15 protein-coding genes are annotated in these 22,626 nt (G+C 61.1%); 4 read left to right on the top strand and 11 right to left on the bottom strand.

The window, feature by feature from the left end; genetic code table 11:
• Window positions 1-55: 55 nt before the first annotated feature.
• Window positions 56-9,226: an SDR family NAD(P)-dependent oxidoreductase gene (locus ACWUKX_RS07255; RefSeq protein ID WP_456005288.1), complete on the bottom strand. Its 9,171-nt coding sequence runs from the start codon at window positions 9,224-9,226 to the stop codon at window positions 56-58.
• Window positions 9,227-9,453: 227 nt separating this feature from the next.
• Window positions 9,454-10,251, bottom strand: coding sequence for a 4'-phosphopantetheinyl transferase family protein (locus ACWUKX_RS07250; protein ID WP_456005286.1), 798 nt, complete (start codon window positions 10,249-10,251; stop codon window positions 9,454-9,456).
• 267 nt (window positions 10,252-10,518) lie between these two features.
• Between ACWUKX_RS07250 and ACWUKX_RS07245 the strand changes: the two genes are divergently transcribed.
• Window positions 10,519-10,830: a hypothetical protein gene (locus ACWUKX_RS07245; RefSeq protein WP_456005284.1), complete on the top strand. Its 312-nt coding sequence runs from the start codon at window positions 10,519-10,521 to the stop codon at window positions 10,828-10,830.
• Window positions 10,831-11,469: 639 nt separating this feature from the next.
• Here the strand turns inward: ACWUKX_RS07245 and ACWUKX_RS07240 are convergent.
• The 5 genes from ACWUKX_RS07240 to ACWUKX_RS07220 all read right to left on the bottom strand — a co-directional run bounded on the left by ACWUKX_RS07240 (window position 11,470) and on the right by ACWUKX_RS07220 (window position 14,643).
• On the bottom strand, window positions 11,470-11,997 hold the full coding sequence (locus tag ACWUKX_RS07240) for a YciE/YciF ferroxidase family protein (RefSeq protein WP_456005282.1): 528 nt from the start codon (window positions 11,995-11,997) through the stop codon (window positions 11,470-11,472).
• Window positions 11,998-12,215: 218 nt separating this feature from the next.
• The gene (locus tag ACWUKX_RS07235) at window positions 12,216-12,434 is read right to left on the bottom strand and encodes a hypothetical protein (RefSeq protein WP_456005280.1); all 219 of its coding nucleotides are present in this window, start codon (window positions 12,432-12,434) and stop codon (window positions 12,216-12,218) included.
• 279 nt (window positions 12,435-12,713) lie between these two features.
• Window positions 12,714-12,935, bottom strand: coding sequence for a hypothetical protein (locus tag ACWUKX_RS07230; protein ID WP_456005277.1), 222 nt, complete (start codon window positions 12,933-12,935; stop codon window positions 12,714-12,716).
• A gap of 10 nt (window positions 12,936-12,945) precedes the next feature.
• Window positions 12,946-13,326 carry an STAS/SEC14 domain-containing protein gene (locus tag ACWUKX_RS07225; protein WP_456005275.1) on the bottom strand — a complete coding sequence of 127 codons (381 nt, stop codon included), beginning with the start codon at window positions 13,324-13,326 and terminating at the stop codon, window positions 12,946-12,948.
• Between the two features lie 168 nt (window positions 13,327-13,494).
• Window positions 13,495-14,643, bottom strand: coding sequence for a DUF3182 family protein (locus tag ACWUKX_RS07220; RefSeq protein WP_456005272.1), 1,149 nt, complete (start codon window positions 14,641-14,643; stop codon window positions 13,495-13,497).
• Between the two features lie 264 nt (window positions 14,644-14,907).
• Between ACWUKX_RS07220 and ACWUKX_RS07215 the strand changes: the two genes are divergently transcribed.
• The gene (locus tag ACWUKX_RS07215) at window positions 14,908-15,951 is read left to right on the top strand and encodes a ribonuclease Z (RefSeq protein ID WP_456005269.1); all 1,044 of its coding nucleotides are present in this window, start codon (window positions 14,908-14,910) and stop codon (window positions 15,949-15,951) included.
• Window positions 15,952-15,963: 12 nt separating this feature from the next.
• On the opposite strand, the gene ACWUKX_RS07210 is transcribed toward ACWUKX_RS07215, so the two are convergent.
• Window positions 15,964-16,488 carry a metallophosphoesterase family protein gene (locus ACWUKX_RS07210; protein ID WP_456005266.1) on the bottom strand — a complete coding sequence of 175 codons (525 nt, stop codon included), beginning with the start codon at window positions 16,486-16,488 and terminating at the stop codon, window positions 15,964-15,966.
• Window positions 16,489-17,059: 571 nt separating this feature from the next.
• Between ACWUKX_RS07210 and ACWUKX_RS07205 the strand changes: the two genes are divergently transcribed.
• Both ACWUKX_RS07205 and ACWUKX_RS07200 read left to right on the top strand, forming a co-directional pair.
• On the top strand, window positions 17,060-18,271 hold the full coding sequence (locus ACWUKX_RS07205; protein WP_456005263.1) for a serine hydrolase domain-containing protein: 1,212 nt from the start codon (window positions 17,060-17,062) through the stop codon (window positions 18,269-18,271).
• A 201-nt stretch (window positions 18,272-18,472) separates the two neighbouring features.
• On the top strand, window positions 18,473-18,727 hold the full coding sequence (locus ACWUKX_RS07200) for a DUF982 domain-containing protein (RefSeq protein WP_456005260.1): 255 nt from the start codon (window positions 18,473-18,475) through the stop codon (window positions 18,725-18,727).
• A 92-nt stretch (window positions 18,728-18,819) separates the two neighbouring features.
• Here ACWUKX_RS07200 and ACWUKX_RS07195 read toward each other — a convergent pair whose 3' ends face one another.
• From ACWUKX_RS07195 to ACWUKX_RS07185, 3 genes are all read right to left on the bottom strand, one after another.
• Window positions 18,820-21,366 (bottom strand): NAD-dependent epimerase/dehydratase family protein, encoded by a 2,547-nt coding sequence (locus ACWUKX_RS07195; RefSeq protein WP_456005257.1) that lies wholly within the window; start codon window positions 21,364-21,366, stop codon window positions 18,820-18,822.
• Between the two features lie 100 nt (window positions 21,367-21,466).
• Window positions 21,467-22,132, bottom strand: coding sequence for a dienelactone hydrolase family protein (locus ACWUKX_RS07190; protein ID WP_292311639.1), 666 nt, complete (start codon window positions 22,130-22,132; stop codon window positions 21,467-21,469).
• A 147-nt stretch (window positions 22,133-22,279) separates the two neighbouring features.
• Complete coding sequence (locus tag ACWUKX_RS07185; RefSeq protein ID WP_456005255.1) at window positions 22,280-22,549, bottom strand: hypothetical protein; 270 nt, start codon at window positions 22,547-22,549, stop codon at window positions 22,280-22,282.
• Between the last annotated feature and the right edge of the window lie 77 nt (window positions 22,550-22,626).

The following is a 22,626-nucleotide window of genomic DNA, read 5'->3' as shown; positions in this document are numbered from 1 at the left end:
TGACTTTACCCGCACCGGCTTCGGCCGGCCCCGTCAACCCAAGAATTGCGCAATACTACACCGCCGCCTGCTCAACGGCATCGACTGTCGATTGGCCGGCCACCAGCCGTGCGATGACCTCCCGCAGAATGTCATGCGCCTCAGCATCGTCATAGCCAAGCAGATCGTATGCCATGAACAGGCCAAGACCGGTCCCGCTCGGATAGGTACGAAGGTCTAGCTCGCTGGTGCGTGGCTTTTCTCGCCGCATGTCAGGCAGGGGCGTTACTTTGAACATGCCGAGGTCGAGCTCGCCGGTTGCATTGGCCCTTTGAAGCGGGGCCGACTGCGTGGCCTGCGTCCATCGTTCGACCGTCTGGGCGCCGACGACGAAGAGGGAGGTGTAGGACCCCTTGGCCACGACATAGTCATGAACGTCCCCGAAATAATTCGAATCCATGAAGGGCGCGAATTGGATGGCCTCGTCGATCCCTTCTCCGATGGAAACGGCGAGTGCTTCGAGCGTCTCGTACCGGGACAGACGCACGCGTACGGGCACGTCCGAGGCGACGAAGTTGACGTAGTTCTCCAGCCTCCGGTCGTGGCGCAAAGCAGCTGGGATCTGCAGGACCATATCATCCACGCCACCTCGCGCACCAATGGTGTGTGCAAAGGCCGCGATGATCATGGCCGTTTCCGTCGTGCCGGCTGCCCTGGCACGCTTGCGCAGCACATCCTGCTGGTCGCCGGGTATCGAGAGCGTCACGCCCTCGCCGAGGCTGCAATCGACCAGATTGACATTCGTCCGCCGGCCCTTCGCCTTGCGCCCGAGATTGGGAATATCCGGCAAGGGCTCGGCGAATACCTTGCGCAGGAATGCGTCGCGCCGTTCGAACGAGCCGGGTTTTCCGACATGGTCAAAATCCCGGATGAACCGGTCGATGCTCATTTCCACGGGATCAAGCGGCAGGCCGAGATAAGCCTTGACTGTCTCCTCGATGATGAGGCCGAGAGAATAGCCGTCAACGACGAGATGATGTGCCTTGGCGACGATTAGGTCGCTCTCGGAGCCGAACCGGATGACGGTGACGCGGAACATCGGTGCCTCAATGTCTATGCGCTCCTGCGCAAGTTCCGTTGCGCGCTCCATTGCTTCGGCCTCATCGGCAACTTGCTCGACCCTGAAGAACTCCGTCGGCGTCCTTTCCAGATAAGCGCCGTATCCAGCCCCCTTGCGGAAGAACCGGGTACGCATCACCTCGTGGCGCGCCATGATCGTTTCGATCGCTCGCCTGAGACGGTCGGCGTCCATCTGCGGCCGGATTTTGAACTCTTTGCTCACCAGGAACGCGGCACGGGCATGCGAAGTCGCGTCCGGATGGTCCTGGAAACGCAGCAACCCCAGTTGCGTGCTGGTCACCGCAATCTCTCTTTCTACGTTGGGCACGCCCTCGAGCGGCGAGCGCTCGACATCCGCGCTCGCACTCGGCTGGCCAGACCACTCGCGCACCCTCCAGAGCATTGCGTCGGGTACCAGGGGGGCTGACGTTTCAAGCTGGGAGGAAAGCTCGCCGAGAAACTCATCGAACAGCAACCGCGCCGTTGCTTCCTCGACGACGTCGAGATCCACCGTCAGCCGGCAGACAACAGCGGCTTCGCAGACCGCTGCGGACAATTGGATCTCGTGCGCGGATGCGGCGACCGCGTCGAGAGGATGGTCGAGAGGGGCGAGCGCGGTAACTTGGCTCCCATCGAGGAAAGCGAAGCCGAATTGGCGCAGCGAAATATGGCGAACGCGCAGGTCCTCTTCGAGCGCCAGTTCCAGGGACGACGTATCCATTGACCGGTGCGCGTGACCGTTTGCGTCGGCACGCTCGACCTTCCTGAGCAGATCGTAACCGGGTTCATCCATGGCTCGCAGGACAACCGGATAAGACCCATCCAGGGGGCCTATCAATCCGTTTGGTGTCCCCTCCCCGCGCTCGATATACCAGCGGTCGACAACCAATGACCGGCGGGAGAAGCGGTTTGCCAAGGTCTTGGCATAGGCGGTCAGGAAGCGCGCGGCCGGCAGCTCCGATTTCGGCGCGAACGCTGCGGCGGGAAGCGTGATCTCCAGCAGCCCGACACGGCCCCGGTTCGATCCCATACCGGCGGGAGACGCGGCGCGACTGCGGGCGGGTATCGGTACGATCGCAGGCGCGTAGTGAAGGATCTCCTTCCAGTAGGCGAGATCGCGACGATACTCGCTCGATCCAGGCATCGGATGGACCCCGCGTGCATGGTCGGCAAAACTGGGCCTGGCATCGACCGCTTCCTCCTCGTCTTGCGCGAGCAGCGCGATCAGAAGATGAACCGACAAAGCGTCGGCAGCCGCGCGATGAGCCCGGACTTGCAGCTCGTGCCCGCCATCCTGTCGCTGCCACGCACCGATGCGCCACAGCGGACCAGGGAGCGCGACATCGCCCAAACGACCGCCCGGCGAAAGCACTTCAACAACAAGTTGGGCCTCGAAGCCGATCTCCACCGCGCCGGACGCCGATGTCGCACCCGTCATCCGGAGCGCATCGTGGATCTCGACCAGTCGAGCCAGTCTTGACGCAAGCGTGGCCAGCGACACGCCAGGCGCGATGCTCGTCTCGACCAGGATCTGATTGTCGGCCTTTGCGACGGCCGACGACATCGGCCGTCCATCCAGCATCATCGCATGGACCTGGCGGCCAAGAGGCCGGAAGGCTTCCTGCACTACAGCGCCGTCGGAACTCACTTGTGCGGCCGAGATCAGCAACGCGGACGCCTTGAGCTTCGCCTCAAAGGCGGACGCGACGAGACGGGCGAGCCCCGCGATCGTCGGCGCCTGCAGGAACTTGGCGACAGGGATGTCGACTTCGACCTGGGCCTCGACGCGGTTCTTCAGCTCGAACGACGACAGAGAGTCGAGACCGAGTTCGCTGAGCTTGCGGTCATCAGCCAGGGCGCTTGCCTCGACCTTCAGGACTTTCGCCACCTCGCGCCGGATCATGTCCGCAAGCAAGTCGTCCCACGCCTCGCGTGGCGCGGCGGCCAGCTCGGCCTGAATGCGAGACCGCCCTCCGGTTCTGTCTCCAAGCAGCGGCGAAATCCTCGGGTTCGTCGCTGCGCCCGGGTTCGTACGTGCGATCGCGGCCCAGTCGATATGGGCGAAGCCGAGGTTCTCCGATCTGGCGCGCAACAGATAGGACAAGGCTGCCGCCGCCTCGGAATCCTGCACCGGCTTGATGCCGACGCTGTCGAGATAATTGGTCATTGCTTCCGACCTGGCGACGAATCCACTGCCGGCGATCATGCCCCAGGCCGTGGAGGAGCCAGTCAAGTTGCGACCTCTGCGATACGTGGCGATTGCGTTCAGAACAGAGTTGGCGGCCGTATAGTTGGCCTGCCCCGACGAACCGATAACCTGCGCGATCGAGGAGAAATTCACGAAGAAGTCGAGGGGAATATCATGTTCGACGACGGCGACGTGCAGGTTCCATCCGCCGGCTATCTTCGGCCGCAGCACGCGGTCGATCTTGCCTGCATCGAGCTGCGAGACGAAGGCATCCTCGATCACCGCAGCGCCATGCACGATGCCGCGCAGTGGGGCCTCTCCCGCAGCATGTTCCCCGATCAGCCTGTCGACGGCTGCTGCATCGGTCACGTCCAAAGCCGCGCGAACGATCCGCGTGCCGCGTTGCTCCATGATATCGATGGCTGCAGCCGCTTCGGCATCGGGAACACCGCTTCGATTGGCAAGGATGATGGTTCCCGCGCCCTTTTGACTCAGCCAATCGGCGATCGCGACGCCGAAGCCCTTGAGTCCACCGGTGACGAGATAGGAGGCCTGAGCGGAGACGGCGAACTGTGCGGCGAGGTCAAGTTCGATGTCCACGGAAGGTTCGTCGAAAGTGACGATCACTTTGCCGATGTGCAGCGCTCGCGAAAGCATGCGCATGGCTTCCGCAGCACGTGATGCCGGGAAACGGCTCGCCTCCAGCGGCTTGTAAGCCCCGGCGGCAACCTTTGCCTCCACCTCCGCCAGCAATTGCCTGAAGAGTTTCTCCCTCTCCACGGGAAGCGTCGAGAGATCAATGACCGAATAGGCGTTATTGCGATAGAGCGAGCGAAGTCCGATCGGCTTGTCGTCGGCGAGATCGCGCTTGCCGATCTCGACCATGCGGCCGAACGGCGCCAGGCATTCCAGGCTCTTGTCGATGCCATTGCCAGACAGCGCGTTCAACACCACGTCGACGCCGCGGCCGCGCGTCAGGGAACGCACCTCGTCGGCGAAATCGAGGGCGCGCGAGTTCATGACCTCATCCACGCCCCGTTTCTTCAGGAAGGCGCGTTTCGTGTCGCTGCCGGCAGTGCCAAAGACTCGAGCGCCCACGTCATGCGCGACCTGGATGGCGGCGAGGCCGACGCCACCCGAAGCCAGATGGATGAGCGCGGTTTCGTCCTCCGCCAATCTGCCGATATGCGTGAGAGCGTAGTGAGCGGTAAGGAAGGCTGTCGGGAGGGTCGCGGCCTCGATCAGATCGATGCCGTCGGGCACGCGCATGGCGAGATCCGCCCGGATCTTGGCGAAGCGTCTGAGATAGCCCTTGCCCATGCCCATGATGCGATCGCCGGGCTTGAGATTGGTCACCCGATCACCGACTTTGCGAACGGTCCCGGCGAACTCCAGCCCGAGATTGCGCCAATACGCCTCGTCATTCTCCAGCTCGTCCGGCAGGATGCTGGTAGCCGCCATAATGTCGCGGAAATTCAGGCCGACCGCGGCGACTTCGACCATGACCTCGTTCGGCGCCAATTCGGGATCGGCGATTTCGCGCAGTACGATATTGTCTATGGTGCCGGGTCCCGTCATGGTGACGGCGAAGTTGGAAGAATCCCGCGCGGTCTCCAGCGTCCGCCGCGACGGCGCGACTTCGTGCAAAGCCAATTGTTCCAAACGCGGGACATAGCGTTCGGCGCCGCGCAGGACGAATTCCGTTTCTGCGGTTTCCTCCAGCACGGCGTCCGAAGTCGTTACCCCTGACTGCAGCGACCTGGCATCCGCATCGATAAGACGGATGCTCAAACCCTTGAATTCGTTTGCCATTGTGCGAGAAATACCGATCAAGGCGCTCTCGCTCAGGCCGGAAAGGCTCATCGGCTGGTCACCTTGCATGAGCCGGCTGCCGGACGTGAAGACAACCAGTTCGGGCCGCGGTTCGGACGAGCTGTGCAGCCGGTCGACGACCTTTCCAAGTGTGATCAACTGGTGGACGACAGGCGTAATCGTGGCGAGAAGCGCGTCCCCGCCTGCTTTTTCGTCGAGCGTCTCGGCGACGGCGGCGCTGAACAGGATGCCACCCTTCCCCTCCGATTTGGTCATGAATGCCCGGATCGTGGCGAGCGCTTCATCCGCATCGAGATTCAAAAACGGCGCGGGATTTGCGACTTCGACCGTCACTCCGCGGCTGACCAACTCGGCCAATGTGGCTTCCAGGCGCTGCGTTCCGTCACCCACCACCAGCCAGTGAGCACAACGCAATGAGGGTGCTGCGGGTTTGGCTTCCTGCTTCTCGAAATGCTCCTCGAAAACGCTGGAGACGGAGCCGGCGCCCTGTTGGGTCCTGCCGCCCCTGACCTTGCCCAGCGCCTTTGTCTGCAGGTTGTCGAGAACGATCAACGGCTGCCCTTCCGGCGAGAATACGCTGAACCGCATCGAGTACGGATCGAGGCCCGGCTGGATGTCGACGATCACGTCGGGCGTCATCGGGGAGCTCAGCAGGATCTTGCGCGCCCCGGTCGGCAGGCGCAGCTGGTACTGGGCCTTGTCTTCATTCGCCGGCGGCAGCGGTTCACCAGGAACCCACACGCCGTCTTTATGCGAAGCCAGGCCGATGCCGGCCTGGAGCACGGCGTCCAGCAGTCCGGGAAAGGCGAAATACTGCTTCGACAGGTTGGGATCCTTGCTCGACAGCCTGGCAACCAGGCGGTCGCCGATAATATCGAGCGCGCTCACCGACTGGAAATATGGGCCGTATTCAAGGCCGTGCCGTTCGGCCAGACGGTAGAATTCCGCCTTTTCGACAAGGCTTGGGCGATCTTGCAGGAGGTCAGCGGGAGCTGGTGCAAGTTCGTATTTGTGGCTGAAGCCATAGGCCTCGGCACGCGTCCTCCAGCCGTCTTCCGAATCCCGATGGAGCGTCGAGATGCGCAGCCTGCTACCGATCGGATCGAACGTCGTCGTGACCAGTATGACGTCGTCCTCGGCGATGGAAAGCGCTTCGTACAGTTTGAAATCGCGCAGCTCTACGGACTCGGATCCGAAATGGTCGCGCAGCGCGGCACCCATGATTTCGATGTAACCGACGGCCGGGAACAGGCAGTCGCCGCTGACGCGGTGGTCAGCCAGGAATTTGAAGCCTCTGAGCGTAATTTCGTTCGTCCAGGACGGTCCCGCCGTGAAGTCGCGCCATCCAAGCAGAGCGTGCCGGGGCGCCTCGAACAGGAAGCTCTTGGTCTCCTCGGATGTGTTCAGCAGGCGCTGGTTGTTCCAGGGCAGGTTGGGAATGGCCAACCGACCGCTCGATGGTTTCGGCCGGTGGAATTCGACACCGGCAACGTGCAGGCTGCCCTCGGCCCGCGCCAGCGTCCAGAAATCATCAGTTTTGCGATCGAGCGAGTTCACCGCGGCGACGTCTGCCCCACGTTCCTGCGAAATGCCTCGGATGAGCGGCGTCAGCGTGCGGTGCGGACCGACTTCCAGGAAAGTATTGATGCCGAAATCGAGGGTGAAGTCCAATGCCTTGGTAAAGCTGACAGGTTGACGCAAATTGGCCCACCAGTAGTCAGCGTCAAACTTCGTTTCGAATATGCCGGTGACAGTCGAGATGATCGGCAGGCGGCCTTCCTTCCAGGCAACCGGACCAAGTTCGCCGAGGAACCATTCCTTGCAATCTTCCAGATGCGCGCTGTGCCACCCGAAATCCATGGTCATGCGGCGGGCCGTCGCGTCGGGATAGGCTTCCGCGACCTTGGCCAGCAGGCCAAGCACCGCGTCCTCCATGCCGGAGATCGTCTGGGCGATCGGGCCGTTATAGGCAGCAATGACGACGCTTTCGTCGTCGGGCAGGAAAGGCTCGAGCTGCTGGACCGTCAGCCCTATCGTGGCCATTGCACCGCGCCGCTCGCTTTTCAGCGGTATGACGCCGCGTTTGGCGATGATGCGGGCCGCCGTCCCGAGATCGATGACGCCTGAAACATACGTGGCCGCGACCTCGCCGAAACTGTGACCGATCAGAAGCTCAGGCCGCACGCCGATCTTCATCCAGCGCTCGTAGAGCGATATCTGTGTGGCGAAGATGGAAGCCTGCGTGACATCGGCATCGTTGATACGGGTCTTTGTCTCGTCCCGTAGCATCTCCTCGACGGTCGACCAGCCGACCATCGGACGCAGCACCTCGTCGAACATCTCGGCCGTTCGGCGAAACGCGCGGTCTTCCTTCAACAGGCGGCGCGCCATGGCCCACCACTGGCCGCCCTGGCCGGAGAAGGCGATGGCGAGCCGACGGTTGGAGGAGGCCCTGCCGGTGATGATGGTCGGCCCTTCCGCGTTCTGCTCAACGGCTCCTTTCGCCAATGCGCGCAGCTGGGTCTGGAGCGCGGTGCGCTCGGGCTCGACGATAAGCGCGGCCCGTTGGGCGAAGTTATCGCGCGCGCTGCTCAAATGGGCGTTGATGTCTTCGACCGGCGTCTCCGCCAGGGAGCCCCCCTCCTCCAGAGCATCCGCCAGACGGCCTGCCCACAGCTCCAGTCCCGCCGTGCTGCCGGCCGAGATCGGGACGGCTATCGGATGGCCGGCTATTACCGGCCTTGGCGCGCGATTGACGCTCGGCGACAGTCCCCGCCATCCTTCCACGGCGATCGAGGCATTGGTTCCGCCAAAGCCGAAGGAGTTGACCACCGCCAGGGCCGGTCGGCCGTGATGGTCGATTGGCGTCGGCTTCGTTGCTACAGCGATGTTTAGCGCGTCGAAGGGAATGCTCGGGTTCGGGCGCTCGAAATTCCGGTTCGGCAGCACGATGGCATGGTTCGCCGTCAGCACGGTCTTGATGAAACCAGCGATACCGGAAGCGGATTCGAGGTGGCCGAGATTGGGCTTGAACGATCCGACATAGGCCGGCTTTGGTCGTGAATTCACACCGAACACGCGGCCGATGGCAGCGGCCTCGATCGGGTCGCCGACCGGCGTGCCGGTTCCATGAGCCTCGATATAGTCGACATCCGCCGGATCGATGGAAGCGCCTTCTACGAGCGCCTCCAGCATCGCTTGCTGCGCTTCCCCACTCGGAGACGTCAGGGTTGGCGTATATCCGTCCTGATTGACCATCGAATGACGGATCACCCCATAGATCCGGTCGCCGTCCGCAATTGCGCGGTCGAGAGGCTTCAGCAATACGAAGCCGCAGCCTTCGCCGCGAACGAAGCCGTCCGCCCTTTCGTCGAACGTGTAGATGCCGCCGGTCGGCGAAAGCATATTGGCGCTGGAGAATGCGATGAACGGACCCGGATCGAGCATGCAGTTGACGCCGCCTGCCAGCGCCATGTCGCAGGTGCCCGTGCTCAGGTGACGCACTGCCTGGTCGATGGCGACGAGCGCCGACGAGCATGCCGTGTCGACGGCAATGCTCGGCCCTTTCAGATCGAATCGGTGGGAGATTCGATTAGCTGCGATCGAGAACGCCGAACCCGTGCCGGCAAAGATATCCCCGCCACCGACACGTCCGCGGCGAAGGTTCTGCGCGAAATCGTTGGTCGAGATGCCAAGGAATACACCGGTGCGTGCGCTACGCAGATCGGCCAATGTGCGGTGGGCGTCCTGGACGGCCTCGAACGCCACTTGCAGCGCCAGGCGCTGCTGCGGGTCCATCGTTGTCACCTCGCGGGGCGACATGTCGAAGAAACTCGGGTCGAAGCCGAAAACATCGCTGGCAAGAAATCCGCCCCAGCGCGTCCGCATCTTTCCCCGCGCATCGGGCTCCGGATCGTAGAAGGCGTCAACGTTCCAGCGGTCCGCCGGGATATCAACGATGCCGCAGTTCTTCTCCAGGAGAAAGTTCCAGTACGATTCCGCGTCCTGAATCCCTCCAGGGAACCGGCAACCGAGCCCGATAACCGCGACTGGCTGCGTAGAGTCAATGACGTGCTGGGGCGCATCGCCCCCACGATGAATGTTCATGCCCAGACCCCCGCCTAGTTATGCACCGTAGGTTGCACAACCCACGGTGTATTTAAATGCATGTCCTCGCGGAAGCTCCAAGCGCAAATTCACCAGGCAAGCATCTTTGTCGCAAGATGTGTCTTTTAAGCCGATCTGACTGCTTTTAAGCCAATATGTCTGCTTTTTAAGCCGATCCGACTGCTTTTTTAAGCCGATTTACTATTTTTAAGAGGAGCACCGTGCGCTCAATCTTCCGGGCTAGGCTTAATAGCAGGCGCTAGCCGACGTCCAATTGCTGAAGCGTCAAGGCAAGCCGTATTGTCGAAGTCGAAGACACGTGCGGCCGCCTGCGGACCGCGTGCACTCCATGCAACGGCGGCCACATGGTGTTCGCTTGGACGGAACTCACTAAGCCTGGTCGGCTCAATCAGCCCAAGAGGCGGTGATAGGATAGAGGCCTCGCCGTTCGCCTCCATGCCTATTTCAAGTCCCACTCCGGAGAGGCCGACGCCTGCGGCCTTTAGCAAGGCTTCGCGACAAGTCCAAAACCGGTAGAACATCAGGCGACGGGCGTCTGATGTCAGGGATTCAAGCTGGGTGACTTCACCGGGCGCGAACAGAGAGCGGGCGATGGACATCTCGTCGCTCAGTGGGGCGACGAGTTCAATATCCACGCCGACTTGCCCGGCGGCGGCCACGGCCACAAGGGCAAGCTCCCCAGAATGCGAAAGGTTGAAGGCGAGACGCCCGTCTGCAAGGACCGGCTTTCCTTCGGGGGTCTGGCGCAGATCAAGCTTTTCTGGCGCTTGGCCGATGTAAACTGACAGCACAGTGCGCAAGGCGGCATGAGCTGCCAAGTGACGCCGTTGATCGCGCTCAAACACAAACCGCCTGCCCCTGGTCAATTCAGCTGGGCTAAGCGCGGTCAGGTCCATTTGTGAAATTGGAGCATCGAGGGCGATCCGCCATATATGGACATCGAAGCCGAGAACTGGCGTCGCCCGCGCGCCATCTTCTTGCAAGACAACACCGCTCTGCTTCATCTTACACTTTCTTCGCCGACAGAAGAGCGCGGCATGGCGTCGGCTCGATCGACGCCAATGGTAGCTGGTGATTAGCGATTAAGGAACGCTAGCAGATTTCGTCCCAGTTTAGGATAGAGGTAAGCGCGCTCTTGGCGATGGCCATCCGGGTTGTAGAAGCACCGGTCAAGTGCCGTACAAGCAAGTGAGAAAGGAACCTTTTCTTAAACAGGCCGTTTGCCAGCAGGTCGTTGCATTTGCGACCAGTAACAACGGAAGGATCTTGACATGAGCTACAAAATGATCTGTCTAGGCGCGATGGCGCTTTCTATGGTAAGCGGCGTTGCTCTCGCGCAAGGCGCCGACTCAGGCACGTCTGCCTTGGATGACCCCGCAAAGATGGGGCCGTTTTACACAGACTCTAGCATGTCGACCCTGCGGTCCGACGACGAGTTCACGGCAGCTTGGAAAGCGCTGACGGACGAGGATCGTATGGCAATGACAAAAGTCTGCGATGACGAGGCGGCAAACGCCAACGCCGCCAACACCCACCCTGAATTCTGCAGCAATGTCAAAAAGCTCGGCGGCGAGAGTGACTGAACCATGGAAGGCGGGCAACGGCCCGCGGTATGATTAGCGACTGTGAGGCCGGAGCGAATTGAGGTGGGCTATCTTAACCGGTCGCTCCGCCACTCACGGCCATGCGAATGATTAGACCAACGATAAAACAGCCGGCGGGCGATGCTCTGCTGTCAGAGCCGTATCTTTGGTTGATTCAGAGCCGTAACTTTGGTTGCTTCAGGATCCACCCGTCAACCGCAGTGGGCGCGAGCGCGTATGCGTAGCACTAGCACCAATGCGCCGCGTGCCACCCAGTAACAGCAATTGCAGGGTCACCGATCCTCAAGGTGGGTCAACGGGCGGAGCCTGCACCAAGATAACTGTACCTAGGAAATCTATCCACAAACACGGGATCCATCGTCCTGCTCTTGCCCTTATATCTGGGCAGTGAGCTTGAAGCCATTGGCGCCCTGTATGGATTTCAATTCCAGCCATTTAAGTCCCAGCGTTGCGCCTGAATTGTCAACTAACCTGGCAGTTGCAGGCGAATTGCCTGCAACTGCCGGTCAGTCAGGCGGGTCAAGAACCTCGGATGGTAAGCACGGTAGGTACCTGCATCTTCGGAGCGGAGCCGCTGGCGATCCCTTGCCGGGGCACCGCAAGCCGGTGCCCTAGAAATTACGCAGCCGCTTGAAGGGCACGTTCGTTGACACCACCCTCGCCCAGACCCGTCAGCGCTTCGTCTGTCGCGACCTCTTCCTTGAGCGTCGCTTTGAGAAGAGCGACGACATCGGCCTTTCCCATCTGTTCTGCCCAGGCGATAAGAGTACCGTAACGGGCGATCTCGTAATGCTCGACGGCTTGCGCAGCTGCGACCAGTCCGGCATCGAGCGCAGGAGCACCTTCATATTCTTCGAGGATTTCCGAGCCTTCTTCAATGATGCCGTCGATCGCCGGACAGGTCTTGCCGCGTGCTGCCTTGCCAAATTTCTCGAACACCTCCTCGAGGCGATCGACGTGAGCTTCCGTTTCCATACGATGCTTTTCGAAGGCAGCAGTCACCTTTTCCGACTCCGCACCTTTCGCCATTTTCGGCAGGGCCCTCAGGATTTTCTTTTCGGCGTAGTAAAGATCTTTGAGCCCGTCGAGGAACAGGTCCTCAAGACCCTTGGTTGTCGCTTTCGCGGCTTTCTTCGCAGTTGGCATGGTCTTCTCCCGCTGGGGTTGGAGCTAGCCTCCCTAACTAGGAAGGCGTCCGATAACCCCGCCGGCCGGCACAAGTTCCCTGATGATTCGAGCCGCTGGAAATTTTCCGATGCCCCGGGTTCGCATTGGCAGGTGCTGCAAAGGGTTACGCTGGCGAGCGCAGGCGCAGCGCCGGCCTTTCGGGCCCGCCCCCGATCGGCCCGCGCCGGGCAATCGGCTCAATCGATCCGTCTGATACGGCCCTTGTCGAGACGGAACACTCCATCCTGTCCGCCCTGCTTCTCAAAATCGGTAAGCAGATCATCCCATGTACCCAGGAATTCGCCACAGTCGTCGCAAACGATCCTGTCCTCGGGACCGGCGCCGGCCGGAATCCTCAGCCTTATTGTCAGGCAATAAGGGCACTCCAACTGGTGGTTAAGATACTGTTCGGTCATTGACGACAGCGAGAATGCACCGGAAATGTGGCCCCTGCAACCTAGCTCGCGCTGATCCGACGGGCTTGGTCCGAAATGTACGGCGACTCACGGATTGTCGCGATCCTCCAAGAATACGAGCGCGTCTTGGCTGGGGCCGAATGTCCTCCGATGAACAGCAGGGTTTAGCGCAGATAGTTACCGCTGCTGCCAGTGCGTTCTGAACACCAGGCTTACAGGGTCTGGATCTTGAAACTCTGAAACAGTCCGCTCTCGGTTCGAGTCAAGACAGTTTGACCATCATATCCCGCCTTTGGTCGGAGGCCACCCAGACTGAGCCGTCGGCGGAATGTTGTCGGAGGTCACCTCGCCCCGCTTGAGTTTCCTAATGGCTTCGTCGGCTTCGATTTCATCCAGGCCGGAGAGCGGCAAACCGTCAACTACGACGGCTTCCTCGCTCTCGTCGTCATAGACTTCCCACAAGCCCTCCAAATCCTGTCGTTTGTTGTAGATGGTTGGCATGGCCGCCTCCTTAGATACCGCTATTGGACGCCGCTACCCACTCGAACGCCTGGGACTTTTCGTCCGCCGGGAACACCCGCGCCTCGATCTGCGTGAAAAGCGCGCCCGTCATCTCCGTAGCCGCCTCGATCCACTGTTTTTCGGACACCACCGCGGCACGCTGGAAGGGGTGGAATTCGCTAAGTTTGCTCAAACCGTACTGCAGATCGCGGCGCAAGGCGTCGCCCGTCATGTCCTCCAAACCCGTAAGGTCGGCCAGGATGCCGATCTCTTGATGTTCGCTCAGTTTCTCTTCGATGACCGGGATGACTTTATCGCAGTCCTCCGCGGTCAGGGTTCCGGCAACGCGAAAATCGGCGACGTTCTCAGGAGCAGAAATAACCTCGATCACTTTTCCTCCTTCGAATTGGGTTTCAGGTTATGCCGAACAACTCAAGCCGCCCACGGATGTTCCCTGGTCCTTAAGCGTTTTGCGATCCTAAATTTGACGCTCATTGGCCCGCGCAAATGGCACAGAGTTGTGCAGCGACCATCGACGGCGCAGGGCAAGTCTACGATGCTAATCGGCCGCTTTTCTTGGCGGCTCCCGGGTCGCATGGGTGACCACGGTATAGCGCGTAATCGGACCCTCATCGGGGTCTTTCCCTTGAAAGTGAACGTCCGCGTCCACCGGTAGCCGGCTGGTATTGCCGAACTCCTTAACTGCGGACGCATGCACAAGTTGAATGTCCGGGTCCTGCTTCATAATTTTTATTGCCGCAAGTTCGGCGGTACTGCTGCCGCCAATGCGCCAGCTGGCTTCGAGCACGCCGGATCGCCAGGTACCCGACGAGTCGATTCCCTGGCCGATATCGTAATTGTGCCGCGAGGCGAAAAATCCAGGATACTCCGCCATCGCCGCGTCATAGGCCTTCGCCTGCACAATGGCCAAAGCTAGTGCGCGAGGAAGCTGAAGATCTTGGAGAGCTTCCCATCCGCCGCGCACTACAATGAGATCCGATCCGCCGTAAACGGATTGTCCCGCATTATCGGTCGTCGTCCTTTGAGTGCCGTAGTAGGCGACCATGATTTCATCGATCTCCGTTCTACCAACACTCAACGTGACGATTTCACGAAGGTCCGCTTCGAGCACCAGGCCGCACTCGTCCAAGTCGTGGGAGCGGTATCGCTCGAGCAGTCTCTCGACGTCGGCGACCGTGCGAACAATGTGCTGGTCCTGGCCTCGCGAGGAAAGCGGTGGCTTAAGTCGGGCCAGCCCGAGCCTCAGCAGGCGTTGCGCTGCTCGCAGCGCATCGTGCCGCGAAAACACAGTGTAGCCAGGCAATACTGCTGCGCTGACAGTTCTGCCGAAGCCGGTCGACCATTCTTTCGGTCGCTTGGCCAAGTCGTCGACCAGTTCATGGGTTATCGCCTTGGTCATTGCGAAGCGCCAAGGCACCACGCCGCCGAAGAGATCCTGCGGCCCGTTGATACCTAACCGTGCCGCATCGGGAGCAAGCAAGCTGTCGTCCGGCACGAAATACAAGCCGTTGCCGCCGCTGTTGCCTAGACCCTGCTGGAAGGCAAATCCCTTGAGACTCGCAATCGTGCGGGCAACGGCAGCCATAGCTTCCCGTTCGTGAGCGTAGAGGGGCTCGCAGCCCGGCGCGGAGAATGCGATCACGGTGCCTTTTGCCTCGCTCGGCTGAGTGCCTCTGTGCTCGGTCATCTCGTTCGTTCCGGTGCTACCTCATTGTGGCCGCGGATTGCCGATGTTTCGGCCCGCGATTCGCTTCGACCCTAGAGAACGCGCAAGATGGCAGAAACGTTCAGCCTGGTTTGGCCGGCTCGCCGCCTTCTGCGTCCTTTCGGACGATATACGTCGGGAACCGCTACCCGGAGCGCGTGATTAGAGGGGTAGACGTGAGGTCCAGATCGTGTCTGAAGGTGAGCGCCTGGTGGCGAAATTCGAAAACAGTATCGGGTGAATTCGGTGACGTTGCTGGCTCAGCCGCGCCTGGTCAACGACCCCTTCTCGGATGCGGGGCTCCTTCTGGATTTCCGATTCGGCAACCGGGCGATGCTCTTCGACATTGGTGATCTGTCGCCACTTTCGCCGCGCGAAATCCTGCGCGTCAGCCATGTATTCGTATCACATATGCATATGGACCATTTCGCCGGCTTCGATCGGCTCCTGCGGTTATTTCTATACAGGAATAGAACAGTGCATTTCTTCGGCCCGCCTGGGTTGACCGCGGCCGTGCAAGCCAAGCTCAACGCATACACGTGGAATCTCCTCGACGAACAGTCCCACGATTTCATGATAGCGGCCCGCGACTGGACGCCGGGCGGATTTCATCATTGCCGCCTGTTTCGGGCGCGATCGGGCTTCGCTCGAGAGGATACTGCCTCGACCTCAGCCGAAGGAAATGTCCTGCTCGATGATCCCGATTTCCGTGTCGAAGCAGCAATGCTTGACCACGGCGTTCCATGCCTTGCATTCGCGTTTCAGGAAAAGATCCGGGTCAATGTGCAAAAACCGCAACTGGAAGCATTGGGTTTGCGCGTCGGACCTTGGTTGAGCGAAGCCAAGCGTGCCGTCCGGCGCGGGGCTGATCCGAAAACGACGCTGGCGCCAACCGCGGATCGGCATATCTCGGTCGGCGAACTGCTCGGGGCCGGAGCCCTGAGAACCGGTCCCGGGCAGAGGATTGTCTATGCGACCGATCTCGCCTTCAATGAGGCAAATCTTGCGCGTGTCGTTGCGCTTGCGCACGGCGCGAACCAGTTGTTTATCGAGGCGGGCTTCCTGCAGGAAGATCGCGAGCTGGCCGCAGCGAAGCGGCATCTCACGGCAGCCGAAGCCGGCGCTGTCGCCAGGCTTGCAGGTGTTGAACATGCCGTGCCGATGCACTTTTCGCCCCGTTATCTCGGGCGCGAGGATGAACTGCGTGCAGAGTTCATGGCAAATCTAGTCGCCGTAAGCGCTTTCCAACCGCGACGAAGAATACCAGCCATTAGGCAACAGCCGGTATGATCCGCGTTTTGATCACTTGCGTTGAATATACCGGCCGACGGTTCGCCGCCGTCGGCTTGCAAGGATGGCGGAAAGGGTGACCGGGCGAAAATCCCAGCTGTCAACGCCCGCGTCGTACTGGCGTGTAACCGGGCTCAGTTTGCCGTGGGAATGGCCATGCAGATCGATCGATTTCTTGCCGATCTGATTCCAGGTGCGAAAAGGATAGTGGCAAAGGATCAGCAACCGGCCGTCTATCGTCAGCTCCTTATAATGTTGAGTGCTGGCCCAACCTGCGGCGCCGATGGTCGCTGCGCCATCGTTGTTGCCGATAATCAAATGCTTCTGGCCATGAAGAGAAGACAGTAGCGATGAAACGAATTCGGCCGATCCCCTCGCAAAATCGCCGAGATGCCAGATCTCGTCGTCCGGGCTGACGGTTTCGTTCCAGAGCGAAATCAGCGCTCGATCGTGTTCTGCCAGCGAGCCGAACGGGCGACGATCGATGCGCAGAATGCGCGGATCGCTAAAATGTGTGTCGGCCGTGAAATAGATCATGGTCGTTCACAGCCTTTGCGGACAATGTCCGAACCTCGCCATACATTCGTCGAGCCTGTCGAGCGCGATGAGATAGTGCGCCACCGCGCTCTGGCCACCTCTGCTTGTGTTGGCAGAGGCCGGGGGCTTCCATCAAGGACCTTCGTGGCCTTACCTTGAGATCGCAAGAACCTAGGCCGTGAGCTCATCGACACGTGGGAGCTGAGGCTAACGGGAGTCCGCTTTGGTTGAACTCCGGAAGCCGGGTCTGAGCCATCTCCGGAACGCGCCAGAAGCAGAAACTCCGGAGAGGCGCCGCCCAAACGTCGGTGACGAGTGCGCCGAGTAACGCCCCTCGCCATGGCTATCTCGCCGTCGATGGGATAGGGTCTCGCTACGAGATGATCAGCAGTCCAGAGGCAACTGACACGCAACCACGCCGGCCGGCAATCGGTTCGTCATCCCCTCGCCGATCTCAGCTCATAAGAGCCAGTCATCGGCGACATCGATCCGTTGCTGTTATTTCCGGTCACAGACAGAGGCTAGGGTTTCCGAAGGGGTTCATCCCGTCACCTGGCCAGTGAGTGAGACAATGATAGCGAGAACAGTGGGCGCCGTGGTTATTGCGGTGTGCGCAACGGGCAGCGCCATGGGCGCGTCTACACCGGCTCTCAAGCCGATCGACCCGGTCGCGCTTCAGGCAATGGTGGAAGGTGCGGCTAAGGAACTCCTGCTGCCCGGCGCCATGGTTCTTCTGCAGACTCCGCAGGGCAATTTTGGCTTCGGCTACGGAACAACCGAGCTAGGGGTCACGAACCCGCCGCGCGCCGATACCCATTTCCGGCCCGCATCGAACACCAAGACGATGACGGCCGCCGTGATCGTGCAACTGGTCCAGGAAGGGAAGCTGGGCTTCGACGATCTGATCTCGAAATACGTTCCGGGCGTCCCGAACGGTGACAAGATCACCATTCGCCACCTCATCAAGATGCGGAGTGGCCTCAATAACTTCACCAACGCGCCGGAACTTGCCCAAAGCCTTGACCATGATCCGGACAAGGTGTGGACGACGAAGGAGGTACTCGCCCTGGCCTTCGATCGGCCGACACAGTTCGAACCGGGCGCCCAATTCGAATACAACAATACGAACTATTACTTGCTCGGCCTCGTCGCCGAAAAGATCGAAGGGCAGCCTTTGGCCAGCATCTTCCAGGATCGCTTGTTCGGACCGCTCGGCATGAAGAATACGGCGCTGCCGGTGAGCACGTCGAACGCCATCCCCGAGCCTTATGCGCACGGCTACCTCTACGGCGGCACCTCATACGCTCTGGTTGATGCGCCCTATCCGGACGATCTCCAGGCGGCGGCCAAGGCAGGAACGCTCAAGCCGAACGATGACACGTGGCAAAACCCCTCGCCGTATTTTGCCGCAGGCGGCGTCGTCTCGACCGCGGACGACCTCGCGACCTGGATGCGCGCGCTCGTCGGCGGCAAGGTTCTCAATGCCGACTATCAGCGCCAGTGGCTGGACAGTCCCGAGCCAGAGGACCCAAGCAAGCCTGAAGGCCAGAAGTACGGATACGGCATCTCCGCGATCACCTTCGGGCCGAACAAGGTCTATTTCCATGGCGGCGAGATGCCCGGCTACAACTCCTTCATGGGCCATGACCCGGTCAACGATGTCACGCTGATCATATGGACAAACCTGACGCTGTCGCCCGATGGCAAGGCAACCGCGAATACCCTGACGGTGAAGATACTGGATCAGATCTACACGGTGTCACCGATTCAAAAGGCGAAATAACGAACTTGGCGGAAGTTTGTCAGGGCTCCAGGCTTGTCTTGCCGGCGCGCACGGCGTCGACCACTCGCGGATCGAGTCGCGATTGATCCTTGTGGATCTCGTGAGCGCTGTCGGTGCTGACCACGTGTTTCGAGCCGCGCACCAGTTTGAGGTGGCGAAAACGATAGACACGGCTAGCATATCCTCGCTTTGGAGAGTGTCGTGCGTACGAGACGTTTCAGAAAGCCGATAGTCGTTCAACCCGGCCGGATCGATCGCGACAGGGTTGTTTTGTCTGTCTCCGACGCGGCTGAAGTGCCGCTGAGGGACTGGCCGACGCCAGCGTCCAAGACGCGGCTCGCTGCAATCGAAGCCTGCCTTGCTGTTATCCGCGGCGAAAAGCCGCCAAGGGTCGCGCGCCAAGCGTTCATCGTCGCGGCCAAGGATGCGAGGATCCTGCTCGGCGAACAAGTCTAGCCGGCCGGTCAGGCCGAGCCTCGTTCAGGGAACTCGATCTCTTCCTTGACCTGCTCTTGCAGATCGTCACGCGCGCGCTCGCTATGAGTTACTCAGACAATCGCCCGATCCCAACCGCCATAATGTTGGTTGCTGCGCGTGCCGCGCGGCAGGCTGAGCACGATCAGCGCCAGACCGAACGCAACGTTCGCCACGATCGCGGTGGTCCCACCGCCGGAAAGCACGAAGGGTGACACCGCGATCCATGCACCAAGCACTACATTGAAGAAGCGCACCGGCCGGACAACTTCGGCCATGGCTGTGACTGCGACCATGACAATGAGACAGCCGACTACGTGATCGCTGAAGTAGAGCGGTGGTTGCGTGCCAAAGATCAATGGCGTCGTCATCAACAAGGCGCCAAGTAGCGTGCTGGCTACCAGCGTCCATGGGAAATTAACGCCGCCGGTGACGAATTCCTTCAGCGACTCGGACACAGGACGGTCGAGGTCGGTGTCAGGTGTCTGGTTCTCCGACAGCGCGGGTCCGCCCATCCAGAAGGTACGCCAAAACGGCTCGCCCGCCCTCGTGGCGCCCCAGAGATATTGGATGGTCGCCAGCACCTCATCGACCGAGTAAGGGATCAGCACCACCGTGACGGCGGCCTGGAGGATGCAGAGTGTGCACAGCGCGCCAATCAGCGGTGGCTGGATGATAATAAAGGACACACTGACCACGCCGAGCGGAACGATCAGCAAACCGAAGAGGAGCACCATCCACGGCATGGTGCGCCAGCGCCGGCGATCGCCGATCGCGCCGGCGAGGATGTCGAGGCTATAGGCAAAAGCGCCGAGCCCGGCATCGGCGATTGGAAAACCCTTCGAGACCCATGACGTCACCACCGCCTCGCTGCCGTTGCGCACCGGCGCGCCGCCGGGGCCGAAGAAAGGATCCCACAGCCCATCTATGTGGCCCATCTGGTAGGCGGCGAGATAGCGTGAAACGAATAAGCCGACAAAGGCCAGCGCCACGATGGGGATCCGCTGCGTGAAGGTGGATGGCGAATAGGTCCAGCCCAGCGGGCGGTCGTCGTCGGCCGCCAGCGCACGGCGGCTGACGCCGGGGGTCGGCGGGATCATTACAGCAAAGGCGACGATCAGCATGCCGACGAGCGTGTCGATGGCATAGGCCGCGGCGCTGGTCGTCCAGAACAGCAACGGCGCAAGCATCACCCAAAGACCGAGCGACGCCGCGACCCACTGCACCGAGCGCCAGCGCCGGAACATCCCCATCAACGCAAAGACCGTCACGAGCAGGCCGGAAACGATCTCGCTGACACCGAGACCGGCGTTGCGGAATTGTGGCTCCGCAATAGCGTGCCCCAGAGCGGGGGGTAGTGCGGCTGCTACGGGGTCGAACAGGCCAACTGTCATCGGCGATGTGGCCAGCCACAGTCCGAGCGCAGCGTTGGTCATCGGCGCCCAGAGCGTCCTCGACCGATGCCGCTTTATCGCCGCTTCGACGTCTTCCTTGCTTCGTTCGAGCGGTCCCTTAAGTCGCCTTTCGGCCTGCTCGATCTCAGGATCCGAAGCCGCGACAACGGGCGGATCAAGTTTGTTGGCCGCGTACCAGTCTGTGGGGTCCTGGTTCAGCCGGCGGATCATCTCCGGCAATGTGTCCAACAGGCTGTGTCTAGGCGCCCAGCCCAGCAGAGTTTTGGCTCGCGAGATGTCGATCTCGTAATGATCGTCCGAATTCTCGATCATCCACGGTTTGATGTCGGTGTCCTGATCGAGTACCTCCGTCTGCACCCACGCGCCCAGCTTCGTCAGCTGCTTCGGCAACACTAAGGTGCGCCAGTCCTCGCCATGAATGAGCCGGCCGATGCGCTTCTGCATCTCCTCGTATGACGGTGTGTCTTCTTCGCCGATCAGAAGCACGGTCTCGGCCGGAAGTTCGGCGCGCCGGTCGACGGTACGCACCACCGCATCGACGAGATCGTCCTTGTGCAGATAGGGCTGACCGGCGGTGATATCGCCGGCGAACAAATAGGCGGTCGGCAAGCGCTCGAAGATGCGAGCGATCTGCTGGGCAATAAAGGCCGCCCGGCAGTCTTCGTCATAGACGCCGGCGAGCCGCAGGATCACCGTCTTGATTTCGCGGCGCTGCCTCGAAATCAGCGCCTCGGTTTCGGCTTTCGATTTTGGGTAGGCCCAGGCCGGGTCGAGCGGCGAGTCCTCATTGATTTTCGTGCCCTTCCCCGGGCTTGGGGCATGGACGAGAAGCGTGCTGGAGAACACGAACTGCTCGGTCTCGACCGCCGTCAGCGCCTTCAGGAGCCGGCGCGTGCCCTGCACGGTGACAGCGTCATATTTCGGGTTGTCCTCGCCGGTCGTGTCGTAATAGGCGGCAAGATGGACGACCGAAGCGATGCGACCGCCGCTGCGCACCCGTGCCGCCTCCACAGCCCTATTCACGCCCTCATCGGAGGTGAGATCGATCTCGATCGTCTCCATCCCGGCGGGGGCATGCTTGGGTTTTGCGACGTCGAGGCCGATGACGCGATAGCGGTCGATCAAGCCTCGCGCGATCGCCTGCCCCAGGAAGCCGCTGCTGCCGGTGATAAGAACCGTCGGAAGGGCCGTACCGTGATTTGCCATGATCAGGCCCGACCGCGTTGGAAGAGAGGCCCGATGGCGCGAAGCGCTTTGGCCTCCCCCGGCTCGCTCAGCACCTTGGTGCTGGATTGGTTTTCGAGGATCATTGCCTCGGCCTTTGCGGAGGCGCGAGATGCTCGAGGAACCATCGCGTGGCGTGCCTGACCACATCGTCCATCGCGCCCGGCTCCTCGAAGAGGTGGCCGGCACCGTCGATAATGATCAGCTGTTTCTCGCCTTGCAGCGCGGCAAGGGCACGCTCGTTCATCCCGATCACCGGCCCGTCCAGGCTGCCGACCAGAAGCAGTGTTGGGGCAAGCACCGCCGGCAGCGCGTCCATCGCCAGATCGGGCCGGCCGCCGCGCGAGACGATAGCCGCGATACCTGCATCCGGGCGTGAGGCGGCCACCAGCGCGGCCGCCGCGCCAGTGCTTGCTCCGAAATAGAGCGGAACAAGCTTTCTTGTCCGCGCTTCCGCAGCCGCCCAATGCGTCGCCAGCGCGAGTCGCGATGCGAGCAGGTCAATGTCGAAGACGTTTCGCCTGTCGCCTTCCTCGATCGACGTCAAAAGGTCGACGAGAAGGGTCGCCAGTCCGGCCTGCCGAAGTGCGGCGGCCACGTGGTTGTTGCGCGGACTGAGCCGTCCACTTCCGCTGCCATGAGCGAAGATGACGATGCCTTGCGCAGCGTGCGGCACGCCCAGCAGCCCTATGAGCCCGTCGGGCTCGATCCTGACCTCCTCGACCTCCGTCATGTCGGTTGCCGGCATCATCACACTCCAAAGGGAGGATCGCCTCACTGACAGGAACTGCGCCTCGCGCCTACTCAGTGCGTCAACACCGGCATGGCGGAAATGTTTCCGCGTCAGGTCAGAAAAATTGTTGCTATCGATCCGGAGAGACGGATTGTTCCACCCCTATTCGGCGTTCCATTCCGCCCTGCGTGCTCGCGCTTCGTCGGCGATCAGCTTGAACTCCCGCATCATCGCGCTCTCAATGGCGAATGCACGGCTTGGCACAGCGCCGGGGTCTTCCTGATTGTTCTGGAATTGAAAACGGGCCTCCAGTTCGGCCCATATTCGCTCGGAAGGCGCGTCGAGGCCGGCAAGCAGCGCGACGACCAGCGCCAGAGTCTCTCGCTGGGCAGTCAGCCGCCCCTCGATCTCTTCATTCGTCAACTCGGACATCTGGGATCGCTTCCAATTTCAGGCGAAACCGCAAAATCGCGTCCTTGTTCCGGAATTCAGCTCGTGGGGTCGTCCAG

It is taken from the genome of Mesorhizobium sp. f-mel (assembly GCF_053850215.1).
The sequence above is the reverse complement of the archived record's forward strand: the minus strand, read 5'-3'. Positions and strand labels throughout refer to the sequence as shown.